Annotated in this window: 24 protein-coding genes and 4 pseudogenes; 15 read left to right on the top strand and 13 right to left on the bottom strand. The window is 70.8% G+C overall.

Annotated features, from left to right (window positions below; genetic code table 11):
* The first annotated feature begins 45 nt into the window (after positions 1–45).
* Both FV229_RS13925 and FV229_RS13930 read left to right on the top strand, forming a co-directional pair.
* Positions 46–318 carry a YiaA/YiaB family inner membrane protein gene (locus tag FV229_RS13925; RefSeq protein WP_147729665.1) on the top strand — a complete coding sequence of 91 codons (273 nt, stop codon included), beginning with the start codon at positions 46–48 and terminating at the stop codon, positions 316–318.
* Between the two features lie 104 nt (positions 319–422).
* A complete protein-coding gene (locus FV229_RS13930) occupies positions 423–1,076 on the top strand; it encodes a hypothetical protein (protein WP_147752560.1) in 654 nt (217 codons plus the stop codon).
* A 49-nt stretch (positions 1,077–1,125) separates the two neighbouring features.
* Here the strand turns inward: FV229_RS13930 and FV229_RS13935 are convergent, their stop codons facing one another.
* Together FV229_RS13935 and FV229_RS13940 are read right to left on the bottom strand one after the other, a co-directional pair.
* A complete protein-coding gene (locus FV229_RS13935) occupies positions 1,126–3,507 on the bottom strand; it encodes a penicillin acylase family protein (RefSeq protein ID WP_147752561.1) in 2,382 nt (793 codons plus the stop codon).
* 130 nt (positions 3,508–3,637) lie between these two features.
* Complete coding sequence (locus FV229_RS13940; RefSeq protein WP_147752576.1) at positions 3,638–5,197, bottom strand: acetolactate synthase large subunit; 1,560 nt, start codon at positions 5,195–5,197, stop codon at positions 3,638–3,640.
* A gap of 225 nt (positions 5,198–5,422) precedes the next feature.
* Between FV229_RS13940 and FV229_RS13945 the strand changes: the two genes are divergently transcribed.
* Positions 5,423–7,021: an ABC transporter substrate-binding protein gene (locus FV229_RS13945; RefSeq protein ID WP_147752562.1), complete on the top strand. Its 1,599-nt coding sequence runs from the start codon at positions 5,423–5,425 to the stop codon at positions 7,019–7,021.
* Positions 7,022–7,252: 231 nt separating this feature from the next.
* Positions 7,253–8,665 carry an amidase gene (locus FV229_RS13950; protein ID WP_246688191.1) on the top strand — a complete coding sequence of 471 codons (1,413 nt, stop codon included), beginning with the start codon at positions 7,253–7,255 and terminating at the stop codon, positions 8,663–8,665.
* Positions 8,666–8,718: 53 nt separating this feature from the next.
* Here FV229_RS13950 and FV229_RS28090 read toward each other — a convergent pair.
* Positions 8,719–8,930 (bottom strand): annotated as a pseudogene (locus tag FV229_RS28090) (hypothetical protein); the annotation flags it as partial.
* A 146-nt stretch (positions 8,931–9,076) separates the two neighbouring features.
* On the opposite strand from FV229_RS28090, the gene FV229_RS13955 reads away from it, so the two are divergent.
* Together FV229_RS13955 and FV229_RS13960 are read left to right on the top strand one after the other, a co-directional pair.
* Positions 9,077–9,931: a phosphatase PAP2 family protein gene (locus FV229_RS13955; RefSeq protein ID WP_147752563.1), complete on the top strand. Its 855-nt coding sequence runs from the start codon at positions 9,077–9,079 to the stop codon at positions 9,929–9,931.
* A gap of 37 nt (positions 9,932–9,968) precedes the next feature.
* Positions 9,969–10,940, top strand: a pseudogene (locus FV229_RS13960) (TonB-dependent receptor).
* A 37-nt stretch (positions 10,941–10,977) separates the two neighbouring features.
* Here the strand turns inward: FV229_RS13960 and FV229_RS13965 are convergent.
* Positions 10,978–12,429 carry a diguanylate cyclase gene (locus FV229_RS13965; RefSeq protein ID WP_147752564.1) on the bottom strand — a complete coding sequence of 484 codons (1,452 nt, stop codon included), beginning with the start codon at positions 12,427–12,429 and terminating at the stop codon, positions 10,978–10,980.
* Positions 12,430–12,652: 223 nt separating this feature from the next.
* A complete protein-coding gene (locus FV229_RS13970) occupies positions 12,653–13,105 on the bottom strand; it encodes a BLUF domain-containing protein (protein ID WP_147752565.1) in 453 nt (150 codons plus the stop codon).
* Between the two features lie 339 nt (positions 13,106–13,444).
* Between FV229_RS13970 and FV229_RS13975 the strand changes: the two genes are divergently transcribed.
* Both FV229_RS13975 and FV229_RS13980 read left to right on the top strand, forming a co-directional pair.
* A complete protein-coding gene (locus tag FV229_RS13975) occupies positions 13,445–13,627 on the top strand; it encodes a hypothetical protein (protein WP_147752566.1) in 183 nt (60 codons plus the stop codon).
* 267 nt (positions 13,628–13,894) lie between these two features.
* Positions 13,895–14,360 (top strand): annotated as a pseudogene (locus FV229_RS13980) (cytochrome b/b6 domain-containing protein).
* A gap of 30 nt (positions 14,361–14,390) precedes the next feature.
* Here the strand turns inward: FV229_RS13980 and FV229_RS13985 are convergent.
* The 3 genes from FV229_RS13985 to FV229_RS13995 all read right to left on the bottom strand — a co-directional run bounded on the left by FV229_RS13985 (position 14,391) and on the right by FV229_RS13995 (position 16,097).
* Positions 14,391–14,924 (bottom strand): metal-dependent phosphohydrolase, encoded by a 534-nt coding sequence (locus tag FV229_RS13985; RefSeq protein WP_147752567.1) that lies wholly within the window; start codon positions 14,922–14,924, stop codon positions 14,391–14,393.
* A gap of 135 nt (positions 14,925–15,059) precedes the next feature.
* Entirely contained in the window at positions 15,060–15,380 is a 321-nt protein-coding gene (locus tag FV229_RS13990) for a hypothetical protein (RefSeq protein WP_147752568.1), read from the bottom strand.
* A 99-nt stretch (positions 15,381–15,479) separates the two neighbouring features.
* Positions 15,480–16,097: a TetR/AcrR family transcriptional regulator gene (locus FV229_RS13995; protein WP_187275146.1), complete on the bottom strand. Its 618-nt coding sequence runs from the start codon at positions 16,095–16,097 to the stop codon at positions 15,480–15,482.
* 178 nt (positions 16,098–16,275) lie between these two features.
* Here FV229_RS13995 and FV229_RS28435 point away from each other — a divergent pair, with 178 nt between their 5' ends.
* The 7 genes and pseudogenes from FV229_RS28435 to holA all read left to right on the top strand — a co-directional run bounded on the left by FV229_RS28435 (position 16,276) and on the right by holA (position 20,294).
* Positions 16,276–16,632, top strand: a complete 357-nt coding sequence (locus FV229_RS28435) for an aldehyde dehydrogenase family protein (RefSeq protein ID WP_281406717.1) — start codon at positions 16,276–16,278, stop codon at positions 16,630–16,632.
* Between the two features lie 14 nt (positions 16,633–16,646).
* A pseudogene (locus FV229_RS28440) lies at positions 16,647–17,195 on the top strand (aldehyde dehydrogenase family protein); the annotation flags it as partial.
* 104 nt (positions 17,196–17,299) lie between these two features.
* Positions 17,300–17,617: an aldehyde dehydrogenase family protein gene (locus tag FV229_RS28445; protein ID WP_281406718.1), complete on the top strand. Its 318-nt coding sequence runs from the start codon at positions 17,300–17,302 to the stop codon at positions 17,615–17,617.
* A 33-nt stretch (positions 17,618–17,650) separates the two neighbouring features.
* Positions 17,651–18,172 (top strand): SDR family NAD(P)-dependent oxidoreductase, encoded by a 522-nt coding sequence (locus tag FV229_RS28095; RefSeq protein WP_246685374.1) that lies wholly within the window; start codon positions 17,651–17,653, stop codon positions 18,170–18,172.
* A gap of 59 nt (positions 18,173–18,231) precedes the next feature.
* Complete coding sequence (locus FV229_RS28100) at positions 18,232–18,471, top strand: hypothetical protein (RefSeq protein WP_246688192.1); 240 nt, start codon at positions 18,232–18,234, stop codon at positions 18,469–18,471.
* 178 nt (positions 18,472–18,649) lie between these two features.
* Positions 18,650–19,210, top strand: a complete 561-nt coding sequence (gene lptE, locus FV229_RS14010; protein ID WP_147752570.1) for an LPS assembly lipoprotein LptE — start codon at positions 18,650–18,652, stop codon at positions 19,208–19,210.
* Between the two features lie 55 nt (positions 19,211–19,265).
* Positions 19,266–20,294 (top strand): DNA polymerase III subunit delta, encoded by a 1,029-nt coding sequence (gene holA / locus FV229_RS14015; RefSeq protein WP_147752571.1) that lies wholly within the window; start codon positions 19,266–19,268, stop codon positions 20,292–20,294.
* 340 nt (positions 20,295–20,634) lie between these two features.
* Here the strand turns inward: holA and FV229_RS14020 are convergent, their stop codons facing one another.
* From FV229_RS14020 to mnmG, 5 genes are all read right to left on the bottom strand, one after another.
* Positions 20,635–20,886: a hypothetical protein gene (locus FV229_RS14020; protein WP_147752572.1), complete on the bottom strand. Its 252-nt coding sequence runs from the start codon at positions 20,884–20,886 to the stop codon at positions 20,635–20,637.
* Positions 20,887–21,164: 278 nt separating this feature from the next.
* The gene (locus FV229_RS14025) at positions 21,165–22,061 is read right to left on the bottom strand and encodes a ParB/RepB/Spo0J family partition protein (RefSeq protein ID WP_147752578.1); all 897 of its coding nucleotides are present in this window, start codon (positions 22,059–22,061) and stop codon (positions 21,165–21,167) included.
* Between the two features lie 204 nt (positions 22,062–22,265).
* Entirely contained in the window at positions 22,266–23,111 is an 846-nt protein-coding gene (locus FV229_RS14030; RefSeq protein WP_147752573.1) for a ParA family protein, read from the bottom strand.
* A 72-nt stretch (positions 23,112–23,183) separates the two neighbouring features.
* The gene (gene rsmG, locus FV229_RS14035) at positions 23,184–23,816 is read right to left on the bottom strand and encodes a 16S rRNA (guanine(527)-N(7))-methyltransferase RsmG (RefSeq protein WP_147752574.1); all 633 of its coding nucleotides are present in this window, start codon (positions 23,814–23,816) and stop codon (positions 23,184–23,186) included.
* A partial coding sequence (gene mnmG, locus FV229_RS14040) for a tRNA uridine-5-carboxymethylaminomethyl(34) synthesis enzyme MnmG (protein WP_147752575.1) occupies positions 23,816–25,625 on the bottom strand: 1,810 nt, incomplete at its 5' end. The genes mnmG and rsmG, both read right to left, overlap by 1 nt.

A 25,625-nucleotide genomic window follows, 5' to 3' on the forward strand; every position in this document is an offset into this window, starting at 1 on the left:
CCCCAAGCCCATCCCCCTCCCCCAGCCCATCCTCAGGAGAGTGTCATGAACAACGAGACCACGCAGCATTCCGGCGCCTGGGTCACCTTCACCTATGCCGCGTTCCTCGGCTCGGCCGCGATGGTGGCCTGCGGAATCCTGTTCCTGCCGGTGGACATCTGGATCAAGGGCTACCTCGCCATGGGCGTGGTCATGCTGGTCCAGTCCTGCATCACCGCGACGAAGACGGTGCGCGACGTGCACGAGGGCCGCCGCATGGTGAACCGCATCGAGGACGCCAAGACCGAGCGCCTGCTGATGTCGGTCGGCAAGGACTGACGGGACACGGACCGACGCTTTGCTCGACCCGCGCGGCCCACGGCCGGGCCGCACGGGTCGCAGATCCCTTCGCGCCCCACTCTTTCGCCAGCCGAGACGATCCGATGTCCGACCTCCAAACGAGCACGCCCGCGCCGCGCCGGCGCATCCCGATGCCGGTGAAGGTCGCCTACACCGCCTTCGTGGCCATCCTCGTGCCGACCTACCTGTGGTTCTACGGGCCGACGAACTTCCTGTATTTCTGCGACCAGTCGCTGCTGATCGCCTTGGCCGGGATCTGGTTGGAGAGCGCACTGCTGGTGGCGATGTGCGCGGTCGGCCTCGTCGCGCCGCAGCTGCTGTGGGTGCTCGACTTCGCCGGCACCGCCGTCGGCCGGCCGATCACCGGGATGACCGCCTACATGTTCGATGGCAGCACATCCCTATTCCTGCGCGGCCTGTCGGGCTTCCATGGCTGGCTGCCGTTCCTGCTGATCTACCTGGTCGGCCGGCTGGGCTACGACCGCCGCGCCCTGCCGACCTGGACCTCGCTCGCGGTCGTCACCCTGCTGGTGTGCTTCTTCCTGATGCCGCCGCCGAACCCCGATGCCGGCCTGACGCCGGTCAACATCAACTACGTCTGGGGCATGAGCGACCGCACGGCGCAGACCTGGATGCCGGCCTGGGCGTGGCTCGCGGGCCTCGTGGTCGGCCTGCCGACCCTGCTGTTCCTCCCGACGCACCTCGCCCTGCGCCGCTGGACGCCGGCGGTCGCCTGAGCGACGCTGCCGAAACCCAACATCTCCACGATGTCCCCGACCCGGCCCCTCAGGATGAGGGCGAGGGGGCGGATGAACCATCGGCCGCGCCCGGCAGCAGCGTGATCACCGTCTCCGTCGCGGCGTCGATGGCGGAGCGGGAATAGAGCAGCGGGCGGTAGCCCCGCCGGGACCAGGGTTCGGCGTGGTCGGCGGCGTGCGGGCTGTCCGGGTGGCCCGACTGGCCGGGGGCGTTGACGAACAGGCCGGCATCCCAATCGCCGACGTCGAGCACCATCCGGAACGAGGCGCCGTGCGTCATCCGGAAGGTCTCGGGATCGTATTCGGCGTGCATCACGCAGGCCCCCGAACCGCCCATCGGCAAAGGCGGGATGTCGGGTCCCACAAAACCCGTCGCGGCGAGCGGGTGCGTGAACCGGGCGTGGTGCAGGCGGCCCCAGGCCCAGGTCGCCGGATCGGAGCCGAGGCGGGCGGCGCAATCCCGCCACGCCGCCGCCAGCGTCCGCTCCACCAGGGCGTCACGCTCGGCCCGGTCGAGGGGCGGGCGCGGGTCTTCCAGGCGGTCGAGCAGGGCTTGCGCGTCACCCGGCGGCAGCAGGCGGCGGGTGTCCGGGTCGGGGACGAGGGCCTGGAGCAGGGCCGGGCACAGGTGGTGCACCCAGAACACCTCGACCAGGGCGGCGGCGCCCGAGGCCGCGTGCAGGTGCCCGTCGAAGGTCTCGAGCAGGGCGGCACCGAGGCGGGCCTCCGCCTCCGCTGGGGCGGCGAGCGTCGCGGCGAGGTGCGCGAGCCGCAGAGCCGGCTCGGAGACGTCGTCGCCCTGGAGCGCCTGCGAGTCGGCGAGCGCGTGCTCGGGCTGGTGCGCCAGCACCGTGCGAATGCGGCGCGCCCGCCACGGCTCGTGCCACTCGAACCCGAGTTTGCGCGCCTCCGCCGGGTAATCCTCCGGCAGGTTCATCTCGTTGGCCGAGTAGACGAAGCCGGCCTCGGGATCGATCCGGCTCGGCAGGGCGGCGGCCTCGTGGAACCCGGCCCAGGCGTAGCGCCCGTCGCCCGGTACCGGCAGCAGGCCGTCCCAGTTCGGGCGGATCGGCGCCTTGCCGGCGGTGAACCACGCGATCCGTCCGTTCACGTCGGCGTAGACCTGGTTGACGGTGGGCGCCGACCAATGCCGCAGGGCCGCGCCGAAGGCCTCCGGCGTCGCCGCGTCGAGATAGCCGAGGCTGGCGAGGTAGGCGGCGGCCCCGGGCTCGGACCAGACCGTGCGGACGGCGAAGGCGGTCTGTGTCGCGGCGTCCTCGCAGATCACCGGGCCGTGGCGGGTGAAGCCGAGGGTGACCTCCTCGTCGGCGCCGCCTCGCACGGGGATGCGCTCGCGCAGGCGGGTGATCGGCGCGAAGCCGCCCTCGAACCGGAACCGGTCCGGGTCGTCGGGGTCGAGGGCGAGGACGAACAGGTCCTCCTGGTCGAAGGGCGCGATGGTCAGCCCGAAGGCGGCGGTCCCGTTGTGGCCGATGCTGATGCCGGGCAGCGCCGGCTCGCCGGCCCCGATCACGTCGAGGCCGGGCGCGGTGAGGTGGACGACGTAGCGCAGCGACGGCAGCGCGTAGGCGCGGTGCGGGTCGCTCGCCAGGATCGGCCGCCCGGTGGCGGTGCGGGACGGCGCCACCGCCCAGTTGTTCGAGCCATCCCCCGGCGGCTCGGGCGCGTCCGCGGCCCGCTGGCGGCCGACCTTCCCGTGCGCGTCGACGTGAGTCCAAGCCCAGGCCGCGTCGCGGGTGGCGGCCAGCCGTGCCGGGTCGAACCCCACCGGCGCGGTGGCGAGGCGGAGCACGTCGAGGAGGTCGTCCGGCCACCGCGCCGGGTCGAGGTCGCCGAGCGGCATCGTCGCATGCGGTGGGCTGAGACCCTTGCGCAGCGCGTCGGTCTCGGCGTCGGCCCTGGCTAGCACCCGGGCGCGGGCGACCTCGGAGGGCACGTTGCGCACCAGCGCATGGCTACGGATGCGGACCACGTCCTCGGGCGCCCACCGGTTCGGGCGCGTCTCCATGGCGGAAAATTCCGGCGGCAGCAGGTCGGGCCGCGCCTCCGTCAGGGCGACGTAGGCGTTCAGGCCGGCGACGAAGGCCTCGACGATGGTCCTCATGCGCGGATGCCCGTAGGCCGCCCACTCGGCCGCCATGTCGCCGCGATACAGGAACAGCCGCGCCGCACGGTCCTGCGCGAGGTAGCCGGGCCCGAAGTCGGCGGCGAGCAGCCCGAGCCCACGCTTGCGCCACAGGTCGAGCTGCCACAGCCGGTCGCGGGCCGCGTTGAACCCCTGGACGCGAAAGGCGTCGTCGGCGCTCGCGGCGCGGATATGCGGCACGCCGTGCCGGTCTATCCGGATCTCGGCGGGCGCGGACAGGCCCGGGAGGGGGAAGGTGGTCACGCGCGCGCCTCGCTACGTTCGGGCGTCTTCGCGCATCCTTGAGAGTGGTAAAGCCGGCGCGGCCCCCCATTCCGAACGGGAGAGGGGGCCGCGCATCTCTTCGGATGATCCACCCGGGTCGGTCTCAGGGTCACAAAGCCACCTCGATCAGGAACGGCCCGCGGCGGCCCAACGACACGCGGAACACGTCTACGAAGTCGGCTAAGTTCTCGACCCGGCGGGCCTCCACGCCAAACCCTTTGGCGAGGCTGACCCAGTCGATCGCCGGGTCGTCGAGGGTCAGCATGCCGATCGCCTTCGGGCCGGGGTTGGTGGCGCCGACGTTGGTGAGCTCGTGGCGCAGGATCGCGTAGGAGCGGTTCGACCAGATCAGCGTCACCACGTCGAGGCGTTCGCGCGCCTGGGTCCAGAGCGCCTGGGCGGTGTAGAGCGCGCTGCCGTCGGCCTGCAGGGAGATCACCTTGCGATCGGGGCAGGCGACCGCGGCCCCCGTCGCCATCGGGATACCCAGCCCGATCGCGCCGCCGCCGAGTTGGAGCCAGCTGTGGGGCGCAGCCGCATGCGTCTGCCCGAAGAAGTTGCGCCCGGTGGTGATCGATTCGTCGCAGACGATCGCACCCTCGGGGATCAGCGCGCCGAGCACCTGGCCGATGGCGGCGTCGGCGAGCGCGCCGGAGGTCGGCAGCTCCGGCCGCTGCCCGGCGGACGGCGCCATGCGGTCCGGCGCGACCTCCGCCGACGCGCCGACGGCCTCGGCAAGCCGCTCCAGCGCCTCGATCTGATCCTCCTCCGGGTGGGCCAGGACGATGGTCTCGGCGTCGGGCGCGCTGAGCAGGCTCGGCTTGCCGGGATAGGCGAAGAACCCGACCGGCGGCGTCGCGCCGACGAGGATGACGTGGCGGAAGGGCGCCAGCGTCTCGATCGCGGCGTCGATCGGGTAGGGCAGGCGCTCGATCGGCACCGTGCCGGCGCCGCGGTCGATGCGGGCGTTGGCGGCCATGGCCAGCAGCGTCGCGCCGGTCTTGTCCGCGATGCGCGCGGCGATGCGGCGGCCCTCGCCGCGCACCGCCCGGTCGGAGAGGTGCAGCACCACCGGCGCGCCCGAGGCCAAGGCCGCGACCGCGCGCTTCAGCGCGTCGTCGCCGGCCCGCGCACGCTCGGGGATGGCGGGCACGGGGGCGACGCCGGTGCCCGGGTTCCAGGCGGTGTCGGCCGGCAGGATCAGCGTCGCGATCCGCCCCGGCGCGGTCCGCGCCGCGGCGATCGCGTCGGCGCCGTCGGCGGCGATGGCCTCCGCGGTCGTGCCCATGCGCAGCCAGGCCGAGACCGGCCGGGCGAAGCCCTCGATGTCGGAGGTGAGCGGCGCGTCGTGGATGCGGTGATAGGTGGCGTGCTCGCCGACGATGTTGACGATCGGCGAGCGGGCGCGGCGGGCGTTGTGGAGGTTGGCCAGTCCGTTGGCGAGGCCCGGGCCGAGATGGAGCAGGGTCGAGGCCGGCTTGTCGGCCATGCGGGCGTAGCCGTCGGCGGCCCCCGTCGCGCCGCCCTCGAACAGGAACAGCACGCAGGCCATGCCCTCGACCCGGTCGAGCGCCGCCACGAAATGCATCTCGGAGGTGCCGGGATTGGTGAAGCAGACCTCGACGCCCCCGGCGACCAGGGTGCGGACCAGGCTCTCGGCGCCGTTCATCGTCTCTGCCAACGCGCTCTTCCCTCGTCTCGCCGTCCGGCGCCGCACGGCCCGGAGGCGCCATCGTGGCGCCGCGGAATAGGGCGGCGCAAGGCCTGGGCGCAACACCGCGCGGCACGCGCATCGCAACCTGCGATCGAGGATGCGGTCCCGTCGGCACCCGGGCGTTGGCGCGGGACTTGCCCGTGCCGGGATCTTCCCGCCCACCGCATGAGAAGCCCCACGATGATCGGCCGAACGCTCGCCGCCGTCACGCTGACCACCGCGCTCGCCGCCCCGCCGGCGTCGGCCGAGAGCGTCCTGCGCATCGCGATGACCGCGACCGACGTGCCCACCGCGACCGGCATGCCCAACAACGGCTTCGAGGGCATGCGCTTCCTCGGCTATCCGATCTTCGAGGGGCTGGTGCAGTGGGACCTGACCCGCACCGACAAGCCGGCTGGTCTGATGCCGGCGCTCGCCACCGCCTGGGAGCAATCCGCCGAGGACAAGCGGGTCTGGACCTTCCACCTGCGCGACGGCGTGCGCTTCCACGACGGCGAACCGTTCGATGCCGACGCGGTGATCTGGAACCTCGACCGGTACTTCAAGAACGACAGCCCGCAATTCGAAGCGCAGGGCGCGGGCATCTCCCGCGCCCGGGTCCCGATCATGGGCAGCTACAAGAAGCTCGACGCGCGCACGATCCAGATCACCACCACGCAGGTGGCCTCGTACTTCCCCTACATGGCGGTGTACCTGCTGTTCACCTCGCCGCAATCGTTCGAGAAGGCCGGCCGCGACTGGGCCAAGGTGCAGGCGGTGCCGGCGGCCGGCACCGGGCCGTTCAAGCTCACCAAGGTGACCCCGCGGGAATCGGCGGATCTCGCCCGCAACGACGGCTACTGGGATAAATCCCGGATGGCGAAGGTCGACAAGATCCGCCTGATGCCGATCCCCGAGGCGAACGCCCGGATCGCGGCGTTGCGCGCGGGCCAGGTCGACTGGATCGAGGTGCCGGCCCCCGATGCGATCCCGTCGCTCAAGGCCGCGGGCTTTGTCGTCACCACCGGCGTCTACCCGCATGTCTGGCCGTGGATCTTCAACGTCGGCGCGACGAACAGCCCGGTTAAGGACGTGCGCGTGCGCCAGGCGCTGAACTACTGCGTCGACCGTGCCGCGGTGGTCAGCTTCCTCAACGGCACGGCGGAGGCAGCCAGCGGCTGGTTCAACGACGGCAACCCGGATTTCGGCACCCCGAAGAACCGCTACGTCTTCGATCCGAAGAAGGGCAAGGCGCTGCTCGCCGAGGCCGGCTACACCGCCAAGAAGCCTTTGTCGCTGAAGATCATGATCTCGGCCTCGGGCTCGGGGCAGATGTCGCCGATGCCGATGAACGAGTTCATGCAGGAAAACCTCAAGCAGGCCTGCGACGTCGACGTGTCGTTCAACGTGGTCGAGTGGCAGATCCTGCTGAATTCCAGCCGCGCGCTGCCCGACGCGGCGAGCCTCCAGGGCTCGAACGCCCTCAACGTCTCCTCGCCGACATCGGATGCCGGCGTGATGGTGCGCTATTTCGCGGCCGACCGCTTTCCCCCGAACGGCTTCAACTTCCCGAACTGGACCGACGCGACCTTCGACAAGGCCCTGAAGACGCTCGCCGAATCGAGCGACCCGGCCGAGATCTCGGCCGCCACCAAGGCCGCGCACGAGCGCCTGGTGGACGACCCGCCCTGGCTCTACGTCGTCCACGACCTCAACCCCCGCGGCATGAGCCCGAAGGTGAAGGGGTTCGTCTCGCCGCAGAGCTGGTTCGTCGACTTGACGCTGGTGAGCATGCCGTAGGGATTTCGAACGACGCGGTGCCGTTGTCCCGGACGCCCGCAGCGCCAGCGGAGGGTGATCCGGGATCCAGCGAACGAAAGTGCCGCGTCAGCGGCTCGATACCCGGCGCGGCGAGACATTCGGACGCTTCGCGACGTGATCATGCTGGACCCCGGATCGGGTTCCGCTCCCGCTCCACCCGTCCAGGGAAACGCGCGCCTCCTGCAGTGCAAGACGACGAAGAGGACGACGGTGTCAGCCATCATGACGGATACGGGCGACGACCTCGCCGACCTTTCGGCGTCTGAGCTCGCCAAACGCATTGCCGGCAAAACGGTGTCGCCGGTCGAGGCCGTGGAGGCGATGCTCGCGCGCATCGACGCCCGCGAGCCGAAGCTCCAAGCCTTCACCGAGGTCTTCGCCGACGACGCGCGGCTGGCGGCGGAGGGCGCCGACCGGGCGATCCGCTCCGGCCATTCGGTCGGCCCGCTGCACGGGGTGCCGATCGCACTGAAGGACCTGATCGACATCGAGGGCCGCATCACCATGGGCGGCTCGGCCGCCCACCGGGCGCGGCGTGCCGCCCGCACCGCCACCATCGCCCGGCGCCTGATCGCGCAGGGGATGATCGTGCTCGGCAAGACCCACACCGTCGAGTTCGCCTATGGCGGCTGGGGCACCAACCAGCACCTCGGCACCCCGTGGAACCCGTGGGACCTCGAAACCCCGCGCACCCCCGGCGGCTCGAGTAGCGGCACCGGCGTCGCGGTGGCCGCGCGGATGGCGCCCTGGGGCATCGGCACCGACACCGGCGGCTCGGTGCGCCTGCCGGCGGCGTTCTGCGGGTTGACCGGCCTGAAGGTCACCGTCGGCCGGGTCTCGACCCATGGCATCGTGCCGCTCAGCGCGACGCTGGACACCCCCGGCCCGCTCGCCCGCAGCGTCGCCGACGCCGCCCTGCTCTACGCGGCGATCTCCGGACCCGACCCGCTCGATCCCGCGACCCGCGGCATCCTGACCGCCGACCCGTTCCCGACCCTGGACCGCGGCGTACGCGGCCTGCGCCTCGCGCGGATGCCGGAGGCCGAGCGCGCGGGCTGCTCGGCCGAGATGCTTTCCGCCTACGACACCGCCCTCGAAGTGCTGTCCGGGCTCGGCGCGGAGGTCGTCGACCTGGCGCTGCCGTTCCGGTTTTCCGACCTCGTGGCGATGAGCGGGATCACCAACGCCGAGGCCTACTTCGTCAACGGCGCGCTCGCCGAGGACGCGGCCGCCCCGCTCGGCGACGCGGTGCGCGCGCGCATCCTCGGCGGCCGCAGCCTGTCGGCCCAGGACTACCTCGCGACGCTCCAGCGCCGCGACGCCCTCAAGCGCGACCTCGCGCTCGCCTGGGAGGGCGTCGACGCGATCCTGACGCCGACCACCGAGACCGCGGCGGTGCCGCTGGCGGAGGTCGACGAATTGCACATGCCGTCCCGCTTCACCCGCTTCGCCAACCTGCTCGACCTCTGCGGCCTCAGCCTGCCGAACGGCTTCTCACAAGACGGCCTGCCGCTCTCCCTGCAGATCGTCTGCCGCGGCTACGACGAGGCCATGGCGTTGCGCATCGGGCAGGCCTTCCAGGGCGCGACGGCGTGGCATCTGCGAGCGCCGACGGGGTTTTGAGGGGGGGGCATCGTTCCTCTTTCCGGACGTTGGTCAGAGCGGCGCGTGTCCGCCCCCGGCGGCCAGCGCGCATCCCCTCGCCCCGCGTGCGGGGAGAGGGCTTGGCCGACCTCGTCGTCGGCGAAGCGAGGCGGCAGCCGAAGGTGAGGGGGTGCCAACGGAGGAGCCTCGTCCGGCACCTCCCCCTCACCGTCGCTTCGGCTTCGCCTCCGCTTCCCGCAGGCACGACGAGGTGCCTGCGGGCCTCTCCCCGCCTGCGGGGAGAGGGGGGTCGATCGGCCCGCCCCCCGAATTCCCCGCTCCCGTCGGCACTTGCCCGGGTCCCGACCGGAAAAGTCGCGCCGCCGTCGTATCCCGTTCAGGGTCGAGGCGTTAAGGCTTGGGCCTCGCCCGCCCCGGAGGACGGACCCGATGCCGCGTTTCCCGACTGCCCTGGCGCTCTTTGCGCTCCTCGCATCCGTGGCCCAGGCCGAGACCACCGCCCAGACGCCGGCCCCGGCGGCGCCCTCCGTCGCCGCCGACCCGGTGCGGCCCGACAAGCCGGCGCACAAGCCGTACCTGACCGGCGCGGGCGTTCCCGACACCGTCCAGATCCTGCCGGCGCCGCCGGCCAGCCACTCGACCCTGGAGGCCGCCGACCGCGCCGCCTTCAACGCGACGCGGGCGATGAAGGGCTCCCCGCGGTGGGAGATGGCCGCCACCGACGTGGCCGAGGGCGCGGCCGCGATCCTGGAAACCTTCGCCTGCGTGCTCGGCACCCGCGTCGACCAAGCCCGCGTGCCGGCGGTGATCACCCTGTTCGAGCGCGCGCGCCTCGACATCGCCGCCGGCACCCGCGGGCCGAAGGTGCATTACCGGCGCCTGCGCCCCTTCGTCGGCAACGAGGCGCCGATCTGCGTGCAGCGGACCCAGGCGCTCGCCGACAGCTTCAGCTACCCGTCCGGCCACGCCACGCAAGGCTGGGCCTACGCCCTGATCATGGCCGCCCTGGTGCCCGAGAAGGCCACCGCGATCCTCGCCCGCGGCCGGGCCTACGGCGAGAGCCGCGTCGTCTGCGGCGTGCACTGGATGAGCGACGTCGCCGCCGGGCGCACCAACGGCTCGGTGATCTTCGCCGCGCTGGTGGGCGACGCCGGCTTCCGCGCCGACTTCGAACGGGCGCGGGTCGAGCTTTCCAAGGTGCTCGCGGGCGAGCGCAAGGCGCCGGACCAAGCCTTCTGCGCCCGCGAGTCCGAGGCGGTGAACGGCCCGGGCCTCGAGTTCTAGATCTGGTGTGCATGGGTCCATTCGCTGCAACCGCAGCGTGCTCGAGGTCGCCCATGCCGGCCTAGTCCGCCCGAATTACGAGGCGCAGTTCATTGCCGAGCCGTCCGTCGTCGTCGCGTCGCGGACGATCCAGGAGCAGGTCGGCACCTACGTCCAGGACCAGGCCAGGATCGGCCGCCTGATCCTCACGCTGACCGGGCGCCACGACACCGTCGCCTCGCGCGTCGACGTGCCGTCGATGGCGACCACCTTCAAGGACGACCGGAACGCCTTCACCGGCCGCGCCGCCGCGAGCTATCTCCTCACCGACCAGTTCGTCCCCTACGTGAGCTACGCGACCTCGTTCGCGCGGCAGCTCGGCCTCGGCCGCAACAACGCGTCCTTCGCGCCGACCCAGGGCGAGCAGGTCGAGGGCGGCATCAAGTTCAACGTGCCGGGCACCAGCGTCTTCCTGAACACCACCGTATTCGACATCCGGCAGACCAACGTGCTGCGCCCCGACCCGGTGTCGCCGCTGATCTTCCAGGCGGCGGTGTGAGAGGTGCGCTCGCGCGGCGCCGAGATCGAGGCGGTGGCCAATTTCGGTCCCGGCTTCAACGTCACCGCCGCCTACAGCCACGTCGACATCCGCACCACCAAGAGCCCCGGCAGCCCGGACACGGTGGGGCTCGCCCTGTCCGGCATCCCGGCCAACGCGGTGAAGGCGTTCGCGACCTACGCGATCCCGCCGGGCTTCGACCTCTTCGGCCTCAGCTTCGGCGGCGGCGTGCGCTTCGCCGGAACCAGCCCGGCCAACGACGTGCCGGGCACCTTCCGGAACTCCACCGTGACGCTGTTCGACGCCGTGGCCGGCTACGACTTCACCAAGCTCGACCCGCGGCTCGCGGGCATGCGGTTCCAGGCCAACGTCACCAACCTGCTCGACCGCAACGACCAGAGCTGCCAGGCGGGCTTCTGCTACCGCGGCCAGCCGCGCCAGGTCATCGCCAGCCTGATCTACCGCTGGTAGGCGCCGACGCAGAGCGGCCGCGAGGCCGGGACCGCGCTCAGGCGACCTGCCGCGAATCCGGCTTTACCCGATACGTCTGCGCCGTGCCCTTGCGCGTGCGCTTGGCCGCGTAGAGCGCCGCGTCGGCGTGGCGCAGGACGGCGTCGCGGTCGTGCGACGCTTCGCTGGACCACGCGATGCCGACCGTTCCCGTCACGCGGGCGATGTGGCCCTGTCCGTCCACGACGATCTCGAGGTCGTGCAGGAGGCGCCGCACCATCCGGTCCAGGTCCGCGCGAGCGAGGTTCTGGGGGACGACGACGGCGAATTCGTCGCCACCCAGGCGCGCCGGAAAATACCGCTCGTAGCCGGCTTTTCGCAGGCGCTCGGCGACGCGGCGCAGCACGGCGTCGCCCGCCGCATGCCCGAGGGCGTCGTTCACGCCCTTGAAGCCGTCGAGATCGATCAGGAGGACGCCGACGTCGCCGTCGGCGGCCCGCGCCTCGTGCAGCCGCGCATCGAGGACGCGGTGGAACTCGGCCCTGTTGGCCAGCTGCGTCAGGTCGTCGGTGCGGGCCTGGTGGCGGAGCCGCGTCTCCAGCCCGTGCCGCTCGGTGATGTTCTGGATCAAGCCGATGAGGGCGGCGGGCTTGCCCTTGGCCAGCTCGATCTCGCAGGAGCATCGCACGCGCCGGATGTTTCCCTTCGCGGTCACGAGGTCGGCCTCGAGCTCGAACGGCTCGCCGGTGTCCAGGGTGCGCATCACCGCGGCCCTGAACGCCGTGCGATCGGGCTCGGGGAAGGCGTCCATGCCGTCGCCGTCCGGCTCGGCGCCGCCGACGGGCAGCTCGTGGATGGCGAAGACGCCGTCCGACCAGGACAGGGACCGCTTCTCGATGTCGTAGCGGTACGATCCCATGTCGGCCATGCGCTCGGCCCGTTTGAACTGGCGACGCTCGCGTTCCAGGCGTTCGACCGCCATCCGGTGCTCATCGGCCACCTCCGCGGCGCGGACGGCGAGGGTCCGGGCTTCGATCAGGGCTTCGGCGACGCAGGCCAGCTCGGTGAGGATGTCGAGGTCGGCAGGCGTCGGCGCGCGGGGCTGCTCGTCGAGGACGCAGAGCGTCCCGACCGTGACCCTTTCGCCGTCGGGGCGCCGGACGCGGACCGGAACGCCGGCGTAGTAGCGGATGTGCGGTGCGCGCGTGACGAACAGGCTCGTCGCGAAGCGCGGGTCGAGGGTGGTGTCGGCGACGATCAGTGGCGCTTCGGTTTCGAACACGATGGGGCAGAACGCCTGGGCTCGCTGGGTCTCGGCCGCCAGGGGCCCGCAGCGCGCCTTGAACCACTGCCGCTCCGGGGCGACTAGGGTGATCGAGGACATGCCGGTCCCGAGCATGCGTTGGGCGAGCTTGGCGAGGGCGTCGAACTCGCGCTCGGGCGGCGTGTCGAGGAGGTCGATCTCGGCGAGCGCCTGTTGGCGCAACGCCTCGCGCTGTGTGTCCGACATAAGTCCCCTGAAGCCCGTGTGCAGCCCGCTCGGGCGAGGGTGCTTTCCTGTGGGATACGACGACAGGTTTAATCGAGCGTGACGTTACGCAACGTCCCATCGAATTCGGCGATGCCGGAGGCGCCACAGCACCGGCAGCGTTCGTCGCGATGCCTGTTCGGCCCACCGCAAGGCTTCCGGCCTCGACGGCGCGCGGGCCGCCCCGAGCGGGTGCCCGTCGCCTTCAGCTCGCGAGGCGCATCCCTTGACGCCGCGCCTGGTCGAACGCCTGAAGGTCGAGCGCCAACGCGATGATCTGGCTGCTCTTGAGACGGGCCGGCTCGATCGCGCTTCCGACCCCGTGCTGCAGGTAGACCTCCTCGACCTCCGGTGTCCGCATCGCGCCGCCCATCGTCCAGTTCGGGAACGAGCGCGTCGAGACGTTGCGGGCATCCGCGACGGTCGCACCGGTGTGCCGAGGGTCCCGCGCGATCCGGTTGTAGGTTTCGCCGACCTGCGCGCGATCCCCCTCGAGGATCTGGATGAACCAAGTCTTGTCGAAGATCAGGAAGCCGGTGATCCCGTCACGGCAGTTGTTGCGTTGCGAGGCCGAGACGATGTCGCGAAGGTTCGTCAGCATGGCGCGGTCGCCGCCCGGAACGGTATTGCGGCTATAGTAAATGAGCTGGTGGATCATCACACTCTCGACTTCGACGGCGTCTATCTCAGTCCCCGGCGCAGACATCCTCGCGTCGGTTCGTATGCATAATGCAGCCGGCCGGGTTTGGTTGTGTTTGGATTGGGCAACGCTCCCGACGGGGATAACAAACCGCTAACGTTGATGCGGTTCATAAATCCTTCCTTCATTCGAACGCAGCGCAGACCCTCCGGACTTCTTCAATGACCGCGATGGGCCGGCATGGGCATTTGCCGGAGCGATGGAGCGACCGCCGCAAACCGGGGCTGTGCCCGTGCCTGGTCCACCAATCCGGATCGATGATCCGGGGCCGCGGGCGCGCTTTCGGTCTCGGCAGCGATGGCGTTGAAGGCCGAAATCCTCGACGCGCGAACCGGCGACGAGGCGAAAGCTTCGGCCGCGATCGCAGCCGGCTTCGGACCGGTCGTTCAACGGCAGAGCCTGGAAATGGAAAAGCCCCGTTCGGTTGCAACCGGAGCGGGGCTTCCCAATGACGAGGGGACGGCGTGCATCCCCTCGTGATCCATGCGTGGCCCAGGATCGTTAACGAATGGTTACCGGTCTCGGAGGCCGACAGACGTCGGCATCGCGACACGCCATCCCGTGCCTGCGCGCGTGATCGATGGTACGGCGTTTCGCCGCCTCGACCGCAGAGCCGCGGATGCGGTCTCATGCGTGCATCGCCTTCGCGAAGCCGGACCGTCGCACGGGTCGGAAGGATCTGAGATGGCGCGGTGGCTCGACACACCAGAGCGGTATGGGCCCGTCAGCCGTGGATTCCACTGGCTCATGGCGGCGCTCTTCGCGTGGCAGTTCACAGGCGCCCTGCTCTATGTCGGCATCGGCGACACGGTGCTGACGCGCTTCGTCGGGAGCAGCCACTTCACCTTGGGCTTCACCCTGTTCGTCCTCGTGCTGCTGCGTGGCGCTTGGGGGTTGGGGAACCTGCGTCGGCGCCCCCCGCATCCGGGCCGGGCCGGGGGCGGTGGCGGGCCATGCGCTGATCTACGCGCTGATGGTGATCGTGCCGGGAATCTCGCTGTTGCGTCAGTACGGGTCAGGCAAGGGGTTCTCCCCCTACGGCATCCCGCTGATGCCGGTTCGCGACGAGAAGATCGCCTGGATGATGATCCCGGGCGACCTGTTCCACTATTGGCTCGGCTTCGTCCTCATGGCGGTCGTCCTCGGCCATGTCGTCATGTCCGTGCTGCACCGGGTGTTGTGGAAGGAAGACGTCCTGGCGCGGATGGCGTGACCGGGACACGGTTCCACCGCCGCCGCAGGCTCATCCGCGATCCTGCCAGCCCTTCGCGCGGGCGGCCGCGCGCAGCGACGCCATCGACGGCTCGTACTTGGCCAGGAGCCGGGCCCGGGTCGCCGCATCCAGCTTGGCCAAGCGGTCCGGGTCGGCGTTGTCCTCGTTGTCGGAGAGCTTCACGAGGATGGCCGGCAGCGAGGCATGCGCGACGATGCCCGCGATGAAGTCGGGATACGGCGTCTCCGCAAGGTTCGACAGCGTGGTGACGCCGTGCACGACCCGCTCGGAGAAGCCCTCGGCCAAGAGGTGGTCGCCGTCGTAGGGCGTGTCCTCGATCACGTCGTGGAGCCAGGCGACCTGAAGCAGCTCGCACACGGTCTCGCTCGAAAGGATGCCGGGGAGGCCGGCGAGCTTCGCGCTGGCTCGGCCGACGACGCGCACGAGGTGGGTGACGTAGGGATCGCCCGCCTTGTCCGTCTGCGTGTCGTGGACGGCGCGGGCGAACGCTTCGGCGTCGCTCGCCGTCCTGCGTAGGGGGCGAAGGAGGAGGGGCCTGGTCATGGCGCCAACCCTACAAGCTTCGCGTCGAGGCTGGCTACGACGAGCGATGGCGACGATCGCACGGCCGCGACGGCGCTCGCCGAGCGCCGTCGGCATCGTATCGCGTGCCGAACGCATCTCGGCGATCGGCCGGCGTCAGGTTCGACGCACGCCGTACCGCTCGGCGAGATCGAGCAGGTGATGGCCGTGGATGGTGTGGTCCGCCCGGTTCACGACGACGGCCAGGAACAGGTCTCCGACATCCGTCCCGATCAGCACCTGATCGAACCGGCCGACCGCGTCGCGGTAGACGCTGGTCACGTCGAGGATCTCCGTGGCGCGTCCCAGCGGCAGCGCGATCGCGTCGACGTAGGGCCAGACATCGACGACCGCCTCCGCGGTCGCCGTCACGTTCCGCATCGGAGCGGAAAAGCAGGCGGCGAATTCGTCGGCGGAGAGGAGGCGGGTCGCGGCCATCACCTGTTCACGCCTCGCGTCTCGGTGCGGCCCTGACCCTGCCACGTCCGAGCGAAGCGTGACCCGCGCCCTCCGCCCGCCCAACCCGCCGGCGACCGGTCACGAGCGGCTCGCGTTCGCGCGGACGCCGACCATGAAGGTCGCGGTGAAGGTCGTCACGACCTCGAACGGATCGATCGAGCCGCCATGCCCCTCGATCCGGTCGTCGAGCAGCAGGGTGGCGATCCCGTGCACTATCGACCACAGCGCCAGCGTCTCGGCGACGGCGGGCTCGGGCACGCCGGCCGTCAGCACCCCGGCCCGCACCATCGCGAACACCCCGTCGGCCGCCGCCTTCAGCTCGACGTACTGGGGCTTGGCGAGGTCCTTGCCCATCATCAGCCGGAACACCGCCGGCTCCGCCAGGGCGAAGCGCAGGTACATGTGACCGATCGCGGTCACGCGCGCGGTCGGATTCTCCGGGGCGATGGCCTCCTCGTAGAGCGCGCCGAGCCGCTGGAATCCGCCCGCCGCGATCTCGGCCAGCAGCGCCTCCCGGTTCGGGAAATGCCGGTAGGGCGCATTGTGCGAGACGCCCAGCGCCCGCGCCACCTCGCGCAACCCGACCTCGGCGATGCCGCGCTCGACCAGGATGCGCTCGGCCTCGACGCGCAGCGCCGTCTTCAGGTCGCCGTGGTGATAGGCCGAGCCTTTTCCCGGTCCCCGCCGTTCCGCCATCCGCATCGGTCCCGAAATAGTCCGCCACTCATGTTGACGCCGCCAACTTACCCCATATGTTGGCGCCATCAACATAGAGACACTAACGACCGACCCGGCGTAGAACTCAACCCCTCCCGGTGCCGCAGCGGAGGCCGGACGTCTGATCGCCGCGCAGAAGGCGGCGTTCCTCCTCAACATGAACCCGCCGCGCTCGATCCGCGTCGACCGGCTGAACCGCGTCGAGGCGATGCTGAACCAGCACGGCGCCGCGTTCGCCGCCGCGATCTCGGCGGACTTCGGCACCGGTCCGGACCTCGTCACGGTCATGGCCGAGATCACCCCGGTGATCGCCGCGGTGCGGCACGCGCGCAAACGCCTCGCGCGCTGGTCGAAGCCCCGCAGCGTCGGCGTCGAGATGCCGTGGCGTCCCGGCACCGCGAAGGTGATCCCCCAGCCGCTCGGCGTCGTCGGCATCATCGCGCCCTGGAACTACCCGCTCCAGCTCGCCCTCGCCCCCTCGTCGCGGCGCCCGCCGCCGGCAACCGCGCCCTGATCAAGCCGTCCGAGCTGACGCCCCGCCTGAGCGCCCTGCTCAAGGCCAAGGTCGCCGAGTACTTCGACGCCGACGAGGTCGCGGTCGTGACGGGCGGCGCCGAGGTCGCCAGCGCCTTCTCGGCGCTCCCCTTCGACCACCTGCTGTTCACCGGCTCGACGCCGGTCGGCCGCAAGGTCGCAGAGGCGGCCGCGCGCAACCTGACGCCGGTGACGTTGGAGCTGGGCGGCAAGTCGCCGACGATCATCGATCCGTCGGCCGACCTGACGAAGACCGCCGAGCGCCTGACGTTCTCGAAGTTCCTCTACGCCGGCCAGACTTGCATCGCGCCCGACTACGCCCTGATGCCGCGCGCCATCCAGTCCGGTTTCGTCGAGGCGATGAAGGCGGCGATCGCCAGGCAATACCCCACGGTCGCGGGCAACGCCGACGACAACACCATCGTCAGCGACCGCCATGCCGACCGCCTGCGCGGCCCGATCGAGGACGCCCGCATCAAGGGCGCGACGGTGGTCACCGTCGGGTCGGCGGGCGACGACCGACGCACCATCGCCCCGACGCTGATCCTCGACGCGACGCCCGCGATGGCGGTGATGCAGGAGGAGATCTTCGGGCCGATCCTGCCCCCATCGTCACCGCCGACACCCTGGAGGCGGCGCTGGCCTTCATCCATGCGCGCGACCGGCCGCTGGCGCTCTACTGGTTCGGCAACGACCGCGCCAAGCAGAAGACGGTGCTCGCCCAGACGATCTCCGGCGGCGTCTGCATCAACGACGCGATGGCCCACTACCTCCAGGAGAAGCTGCCCTTCGGCCGCGTCAGCGCCTCCGGCATGGGCCACTACCACGGCGAGTACGGCTTCAAGACCTTCTCCAAGGAGAAGCCGGTCTTCGTGCAGTCGCGCTTCTCCGGCGCCTCGATGGTCTACCCGCCCTTCACCGGCTTCTCGCGCAGGTTCGTCAACGTCCTGCGGAAGATGGCCTGATCGATCTCGAAACACCCGACGAGGAGAGACGCAATGAAGGCCTACCTGACGAAGTGGGTGCCGCCCCGCGACGACTTCCTGCCCACCATCACCGAGCATGAGAAGGCGCTGTTCCAGCAGCACGGCGAATGGCAGGCGGACTTGCGCGAGCAGCGCCTGATCGTCGCCCACGGCCCGGTGATCGACCCGGCGGGTAGCTACGGCGTGGCGCTGTGGGAGATCGCCGACGACGCCGACATCGCGGCGCTCACGGCCGACCTCACCGACGCCTCGGCCCTCGAGGCGGTCGCCGAACGCCTTCGGACTGGCGCCGCGATCGACATCCTGGTGAACAACGCGGGCTCGACCCTGCCCGGAGGCGTCGTCGGGGCCGACCTCGCGGCGATGGACCGCCTGCTCAGGCTCAACGTCACGGCTCCGACGATGCTGGCTTCGGTCGCCGCCACCGGCATGGCCGCGCGCGGCGCGGGCGCCATCGTCAACATCGCCTCGGCCCTGGCCTTCATCCCGGACCTGTTCCCGGCATCTATTCCGCGACCAAGTCCTACCTGCTGACCTTCTCGCGCGGCCTGGCCGCCGAGGTCGGCCCGCGGGGCGTCTACGTCTAGGCCGTGGTGCCGGCCGCCACCCGGACGGAGCTGTGGGAGCATGCCGGCGCCGACGTGAACCGGATTCCCGGCGTCATGGACGTCGACGCCCTGGTCGACGCCGCCCTGGTCGGGTTCGACCGCAAGGAAGAGGTGACGATCCCAGCGATCCACGACCTGTCGGCCTGGGAGGCGCTGGAGCGCGCCCGCGGCGTGCTGGCGTCTGGCTTCCAACAATCCGAGCCGGCGCCCCGCTACCGCCCCTGACGAATGCCGGCCCGAAACCCGTCGGCGGCTGCGGCCGTCGACATCCCGGGCCGAAGGCCCATCCAACTCCCGCCGCAGACGAATCGTAAGGGAACCGTCGTAGGGTCGTGGCGCCGGGCCGTTCGCTCGCGCTAAAGAACTCCAGACGGTGGCGGACGGTGGCGGGCTGATGAGGCGGATGGCGGACACAACGATCGGGACCGCGGCGGTACGCGCCGCGATGCGGGCGGCCCGGCTCGCCTGCGTCGCGGGCCTGGCGCTGAACCTCTCGGCCTGCTTCCGCCCGCTCTACGGGCCGACGGCGTCGGGCGAATCGCTGCCGGCGCTGCTCGCCGGCATCCAGGTCGACGACATCGCGATGGCGCGCGACCAGGAGCGCATCGGGCACTACCTGCGAAGCGAGCTGATCTTCGCGCTCGACGGCTCCGGCCAGCCCGGGCCGAAGCGCTACCGGCTCAAGCTCCAGGGCAGCGAGTCGGTGCAGACGCCGATCGTCTCGACCACCACGGGCCGCGCCGAGGCCGGCACCATCGTCGGCGTGGTCAAGTACAGCCTGGAAAACCTCGACGGCACCAAGATCATCACCGAGGGCGTGGCGACCTCGACGGCCACCTACGACCGCTCGGTGCAGCGCTTCGCCTCCCTGCGCGCCGCCCGCGACGCCGAGATCCGCCTCGCCTCGGTCCTCGCCGACCAGATCAAGACCCGCCTCGCCTCGGTGCTCTCGGCCAAGCCGTGAAGTCGCTTCAGTCGGAGCGCTCCGCCCGGACGCCTCGGCGCACCGGAGACCTCGCGTGACCGCGGTCAAGGCCGGTGAGATCGAGGGGCTGCTGCGGCGCGGGCCGGACCCGCGCACGCCCGTGATCCTGCTGTTCGGCCCCGATATCGGGCTCGTCGCCGAGCGCGCCAAGCAGCTCGCCGAGGGCTTCGTCACCGATCCGGGCGACCCGTTCGCGCTGGTGCGGATCGACGGCGACGCACTCGCCGGCGATCCCGGCCGGCTGGTCGACGAGGCCGGCACCGTCGGGCTGTTCGGCGACAAGCGCGCGATCTGGGTGCGGCCGACGAGCCGCCCGATCGCGCCCGCGGTCGAGGCGCTGCTCAAGGGCGAGATCCATGGCACGCGCATCGTGATCGAGGCCGGCGACCTGGCCAAGGCCGCCCCCTTGCGCACCCTGTGCGAGAAGTCGGCCAAGGCGCTGGCGATCCCGTGCTACGCCGACGACGCCCGCGCGATCGCCGACCTGATCGACCGCACCCTGGAGGGACGCGGCCTGCGCATCGACCGCGACGCCCGCACGCTGCTGGCCGAGAGCTTGGGCGGCGACCGCCGGGCGAGCCTCGCCGAGATCGAGAAGCTCGCGCTCTATGCAGCCGAAAAAGGAAGCGTCGGCCTCGACGACGTCGAGGCGGTGGTGAGCGACGTCGCCGGCAGCCAGCTCAACACCCTGATCGACGCCGCCTTCGCGGGCCAGGGCGACGTGGTGGAGCGCGACATCCGCCGCTTCCGGCACGAGGGCCTCGATCCGTCGGCGATGCTCGGCTCCGGCCTGCGCCACGCCCTGCAGCTGCTCGCCGTCCGAATCGAGGGGGGCGACAAGGCGCCGAGCCTGGTGGTCGCGAGTTGGCGCGGCCTGCACTTCAAGCGCAAGGGCAGCATCGAGACCCAGCTCGCCCGCTGGAGCCCGAACGCCCTTCGCCAGGCGGTGCAGATCATCCAGGAGGCGATCCTGGCCTGCCGCCGCTCCGATCCGGGGCTGGCCCACGCCCACGCCTCCTCCGCTCTGCTGCGGATCGCGACGCAGGCGGCGCGGCGGCGCTAGAACATCTTCAAGCGCGGTGGACGTCGGCTCGCGTGATGAGAATGCGACCCCACAGCCATCGGCCGACGGCGTGCGCACGAGGCCGGTCAAGCGCGCCGCTCTTCCCTCTCCCCTGTGCGGGTGAGGGGATGCACATCGCCGTGGCGACCAACTCGGGGCACCCCGCAGTCGATTCGGCTACCGCGACCCGGCGGCCCATCACGGCGCACGTGAGCGTGGCAGCCGGTCCAGTCCGAGGCCTCCGGCCACCACGAGGGCCGGCACCACCAGGCACTTCACGTCTTCGATCGTCTCGGCCACCGGTCATCTCCGATCTCACCGCTCAGCGAGTCTCGGGAAGTCAGTGCCTGACCTTCGTCTCGCGCTTGTAGCGCGTGATCGCCGACGCGCAGTCGGGGGAGAGCTTCTTCAGGTTGGCGCGGAAGCAGGCCTCGACCGCCGGGCCGCCGGGCGGATGCTCGCTGCAATGCTCGAGGTAGTCGCCGGTGCAGTTCAGCTTCAGCACCTCGCGCAGGGGGTTCGTCTGCGCGAGCCCGGCGCCGGGAAGCGCGAACAGGCCGGCGGCGAGGAGGGCGGTGCGGAGGCGGGGCATGGGATGTCCGTGGGAGCCAAGGGTCTGCGCCGTCCGCGGTGGCGATCGAAGACGGCCGATAAGTGCGGACGGGTCGAGTGCCTGACGGATGAACCCGGCGCGAGTCTTGAGATCGGTGATCGGCGCGCGAAATCGAGCGGCCGCCGCGCGAGGGCGCGGCTGGCTTCTAAGGAGAGACGCAGGCGTGCTTCAAGGCAAGCGCGCGCGAGAGCCGTCCAGGCGGACGCACAGACAAAAGATTCGGACGCCGCGATAATCCAGCCGCCCGGCCTCGGCGGTCAGCCGGCGTCCGGCACCTGGAAGCGTCGGCAGAGGTCCTCGAACTCCTGAGCAGTGCCGTAGCGGATGCGGATCTCGCCGGCCTCGGGCGACTTCGCCTTGAGGGTCACGCCGAGGCCCAGCGCCAGGGCGAGGCGGCTCTCCAGCGAACGCACCTCGGCGGTCTTCTCGGTCAGGCCTCGCGGTCGGCCAGGACGCGGCACGTCGTCGGCCTGCTGCTCGGAGGCCGCGATCGCCTCGACGTCGCGCACCGTCAGCCCTTCCTCGACGATGCGCTTGGCCACCAGCTCGGGCGCGCGCACGCCGAGGAGCGCGCGGGCATGGCCGGCGGTGATCTCGGCCGCGACCAGACGCTCCTGCACCTTCGCCGGCAGGTTGAGCAGGCGCAGGGTGTTGGCGAGATGGCTACGGCTCTTGCCCAGGATCTCGGCCAGTTCGCGCTGGGTGTAGGAGAACTCGCTCATCAGGCGCTCGTAGCCCGAGGCCTCCTCGATGGCGTTGAGGTCGGCGCGCTGGATGTTCTCCAGGATAGCGAATTCGAGGGAGGCGCGGTCGTCGATCTCGACCACGACCACCGGCACCTCGTCATGCCCGGCGCGCTGGGCGGCGCGCCAGCGGCGCTCGCCGGCCACGATCTCGAACGTGCCCGGCACCTCGCCGAGTGCCCGCACCACGATCGGTTGGATGATGCCGCGCATGCGGATCGAGGCGGCGAGCTCGTCGAGGTCGGCCTCGCTGAAGCTGCGGCGCGGGTTGCGGGGGTTCGGTCGTAGGAACTCGACAGCGACCTTGCGCTGGGGCTGCACCTTGCCCGCATCGTTGCCCGCATCGCCGAAATCGCCGATCAGGGCTGCGAGCCCACGCCCCAGCCGGGGCCGTGCCACCTCGTCCGCCATTCCGCTCACCCATTCACTCCGTTACGCACGCTTCGTACTCGTCTTCGCAAAACCCCACCCACGCCCCTCATCCTGAGGTGGCGGAGTGCAGCGGAGCCCGCGAAGGAGACTTCCAGGGATCGCCCGCCGCCTGGAGTTCTCCTTCGAAGCCCGCTCACGCAGGCGCCTCAGGATAAGGTCGCCTGATGGGACAGGCGCTTTCCCTCACGCCGCAGCCGGCACCCGGCCCTCCCGCTGAATCACCTCAGAGGCGAGCCGCAGGTAGGCCTGCGAACCCGCGCATTTCAGATCGTACAGCAGCACGGGCTTGCCGTGCGAGGGCGCCTCCGACACGCGGACGTTGCGGGGGATCATGGTCTCGTAGACCTTCTCGCCCATGAAGCCGCGGACATCCGCCACCACCTGCGTCGACAGGTTGTTGCGCGGATCGAACATCGTTAGCACGATGCCCTGGATCGTCAGCTTCGGGTTTAGCGCGCCGCGCACCTGCTCGACGGTGCGCAGTAGCTGACTCAGGCCCTCCAGCGCGAAGAACTCGCATTGCAGCGGCACCAGCACGGCGTCGGCGGCAGCGAGCGCGTTGATGGTCAGCAGGTTCAGCGAGGGCGGGCAATCGATCAGCACGTAGCTGACGTCGCGCGTGGCGTTCGAGTCGCGCAAGCCCTTCAGCACGTTGCGCAGGCGGTGCGCTCGGTCGGGCAGCGAAGCCAGCTCCAGCTCCAGCCCGAGCAGGTCCATGGTCGAGGGCGCCACCGACAGCCGCGGCACGGCGGTCGGCACCACCGCCTGCGCCAGCGAAGCCTCGCCCGCCATCACCTCGTAGGTGGAGACGCGGCGCGCCCGGCGGTCGATGCCCAAGCCCGTCGAGGCGTTCCCCTGCGGGTCGAGGTCGATCACCAGCACCTGTTCGCCGATGGCGGCGAGCGCTGTGCCGAGGTTGATCGCCGTCGTGGTCTTGCCGACGCCGCCCTTCTGGTTGGCCAACGCCAGCACCCTGAGCGGCCGCGCCGGAGCCTCGGCCGCAGGATTGGGAATCGCGTCGCTTGTCATGGGGGCCTGGCTGACCTGGGCTCTCGGAGTGACGGATCGGTGCGCGTCGCGTATGCGCGACGGATATCGGATCTAGGAGCTTTTGGACGCGAGGGCGGTGACGCGGACGATCCGGGCGGCCGACTCGGTTCGGCTCGGGACAAGCTCGTGACCGACTGTCCACCGCGCCGCTGCATCGGTCAATTCCGCAGCAGCCTCGCGACCCTTCGGAAACAGCCCGGTGGTGCCCGTTTTCAACAGCGGCTCGGTCCAGGCGAGAAGCTGGTCGAGGGGCGCGACCGCCCGGGCGCAGACCACGTCGACCCCGCGATGATCGCCGATCACAGCCTCGATCCGGGCATTGTGCACCCGCACCGGCGCACCGGTGACCCGCGCCGCCTCGGTGAGGAAGGCGCATTTGCGCGCGTTGCTCTCGACCAAATCCACACGGATGCCTTGCGGCCCGGCGATCGCCAGGATCAACCCTGGAATGCCGGCGCCGGAGCCGAGATCGAGCCACGTGCGCGCCTCCGGCATCAGATCGAGCAGCTGCAGCGCGTCGGCGACGTGCCGCGTCCAGACCTCGGCCAGCGTCGCCGGCCCGACGAGGTTCTTGATCGTCTGCCAGCGCACCAGCTGAGCCACGTAGAGATCCAGCCTTTGCGCTGTTTCACGTGAAACATCCGCCGTGGCGAGGACGCTGTCGCGATCGTTCGAGCCTGCCATCAGGCGCCCACGCCGGTCGTATCGCCCCGCCGCGCGTGCGCCGCCAGCAACGTCAGTGCCGCCGGGGTGACACCTTCGATCCGCGCCGCCTGGCCCAACGTACCAGGCCGCACGGTCTCGAGCTTGATCCGCATCTCGTTGGAGAGCCCGGCGATCCGTCCGTAATCGAGGCGCACGGGCAGACGCACCGCCTCGTCGCGCCGGAAGGCGGCGATGTCGGCGTTCTGGCGGTCGAGGTAGACGGCGTAGGTGGCGTCCGTTTGGAGCCGTTCGGCGATGCGCGGGGAGACGGCGTTCAGCTCGGGCCAGACCGCCGCGAGCCGGGGCCAGTCGAGATCAGGGTAGGACAGGAGCTGGAACGCGTTGCGGCGGATGCCGTCCTGGTTGAGCGCGACGCCGTAACATTGCGCCTGGGTCGGCGTCAGGCTCAATGCGTCGAGCCGAGCCCGCACGGCCGAGAGTTCGGCCTGCGAGGCGGAGAAGTGCGCCGCCCGCCGGGTCCCAACGCAGCCAAGCGCCTGCCCACGCGGGGTCAGCCGCTCGTCGGCGTTGTCGACCCGCAGGGAGAGGCGATACTCCGAGCGCGAGGTGAACATGCGGTAGGGCTCGCTTACCCCATGGGTGACGAGGTCGTCGATCATCACGCCGAGATAGGATTCCGCCCGGTCGAAAGTCGTCACCGCTGCACCCCCGGCAATCCGGGCGGCATTGATCCCGGCAACCAGCCCCTGCCCCGCCGCCTCCTCGTAGCCGGTGGTGCCGTTGATCTGGCCGGCGAGCAGCAGGCCCGGCAGGCGCTTGGCTTGAAGCCCGGCATCGAGCTCGCGCGGGTCGACATAATCGTACTCGATGGCGTAGCCCGGCCGCAGGATCCGCGCCGCCTCCAAGCCCGGGACCAGCGCGATGAGCCGATGCTGCACGGCCTCCGGCAGCGCGGTCGAAATGCCGTTCGGATAGATCGTCGGGTCGTCGAGCCCCTCCGGCTCCAGGAAGATCTGATGGCCCTCGCGGTCACCAAAGCGTACCACCTTGTCCTCGATCGAGGGGCAGTAGCGCGGGCCGCGGCTGCTGATCCCCCCGGAATACATTGGCGATAGGTGCAGGTTGTCGCGGATCAGGTCATGGACGGCTTGCGTCGTGCGGGTGATGCCGCAGCGAATCTGCGGGTTGGTGATCCGATCGGTCAGCGCAGAGAACGGCACAGGCTCGGCGTCGGCCTCCTGCATCTCCATGGCCGACCAGTCGATCGTGCGGCCATCCAGCCTCGGCGGTGTACCGGTCTTCAGGCGGCCGAGCCGGAAGCCGAGACGGTCGAGGGTCTGCGCCAGCCCAATTGCCGGCGCCTCGCCGACGCGGCCAGCCGGAATCTGGACCGTGCCGATATGGATCAGCCCGCGCAGGAACGTGCCGGTGGTCAGCACCACCGCGCCACAACTGAAGCGCCGCCCATCGCCGAGGACGATGCCGGCGATGCGGCCGTCCTGCACCGTCAGATCCTCACAGGCGCCCGAGAGCACCGTGAGGTTCTCGGTCTCGGCGACCGCCGCCTGCATCGCCGACGCGTAGAGCTTCCGGTCGGCCTGGGTACGGGGCCCCCGCACCGCCGGCCCCTTTCTCCGATTCAGCAGCCTGAACTGGATGCCGGCCGCATCCGCCACTCGGCCCATCAGGCCGTCGAGGGCATCCACCTCGCGCACGAGATGGCCCTTGCCGAGGCCGCCGATCGCCGGGTTGCAGGACATCGCGCCGATGGTCGCCGCATCGTGGGTCACCAGCGCCGTGCGGGCGCCGCAGCGCGCGGCGGCGCCC

It is taken from the genome of Methylobacterium sp. WL120 (genome assembly GCF_008039465.1).
In the GTDB taxonomy this organism is placed as follows: domain Bacteria; phylum Pseudomonadota; class Alphaproteobacteria; order Rhizobiales; family Beijerinckiaceae; genus Methylobacterium; species Methylobacterium cerastii.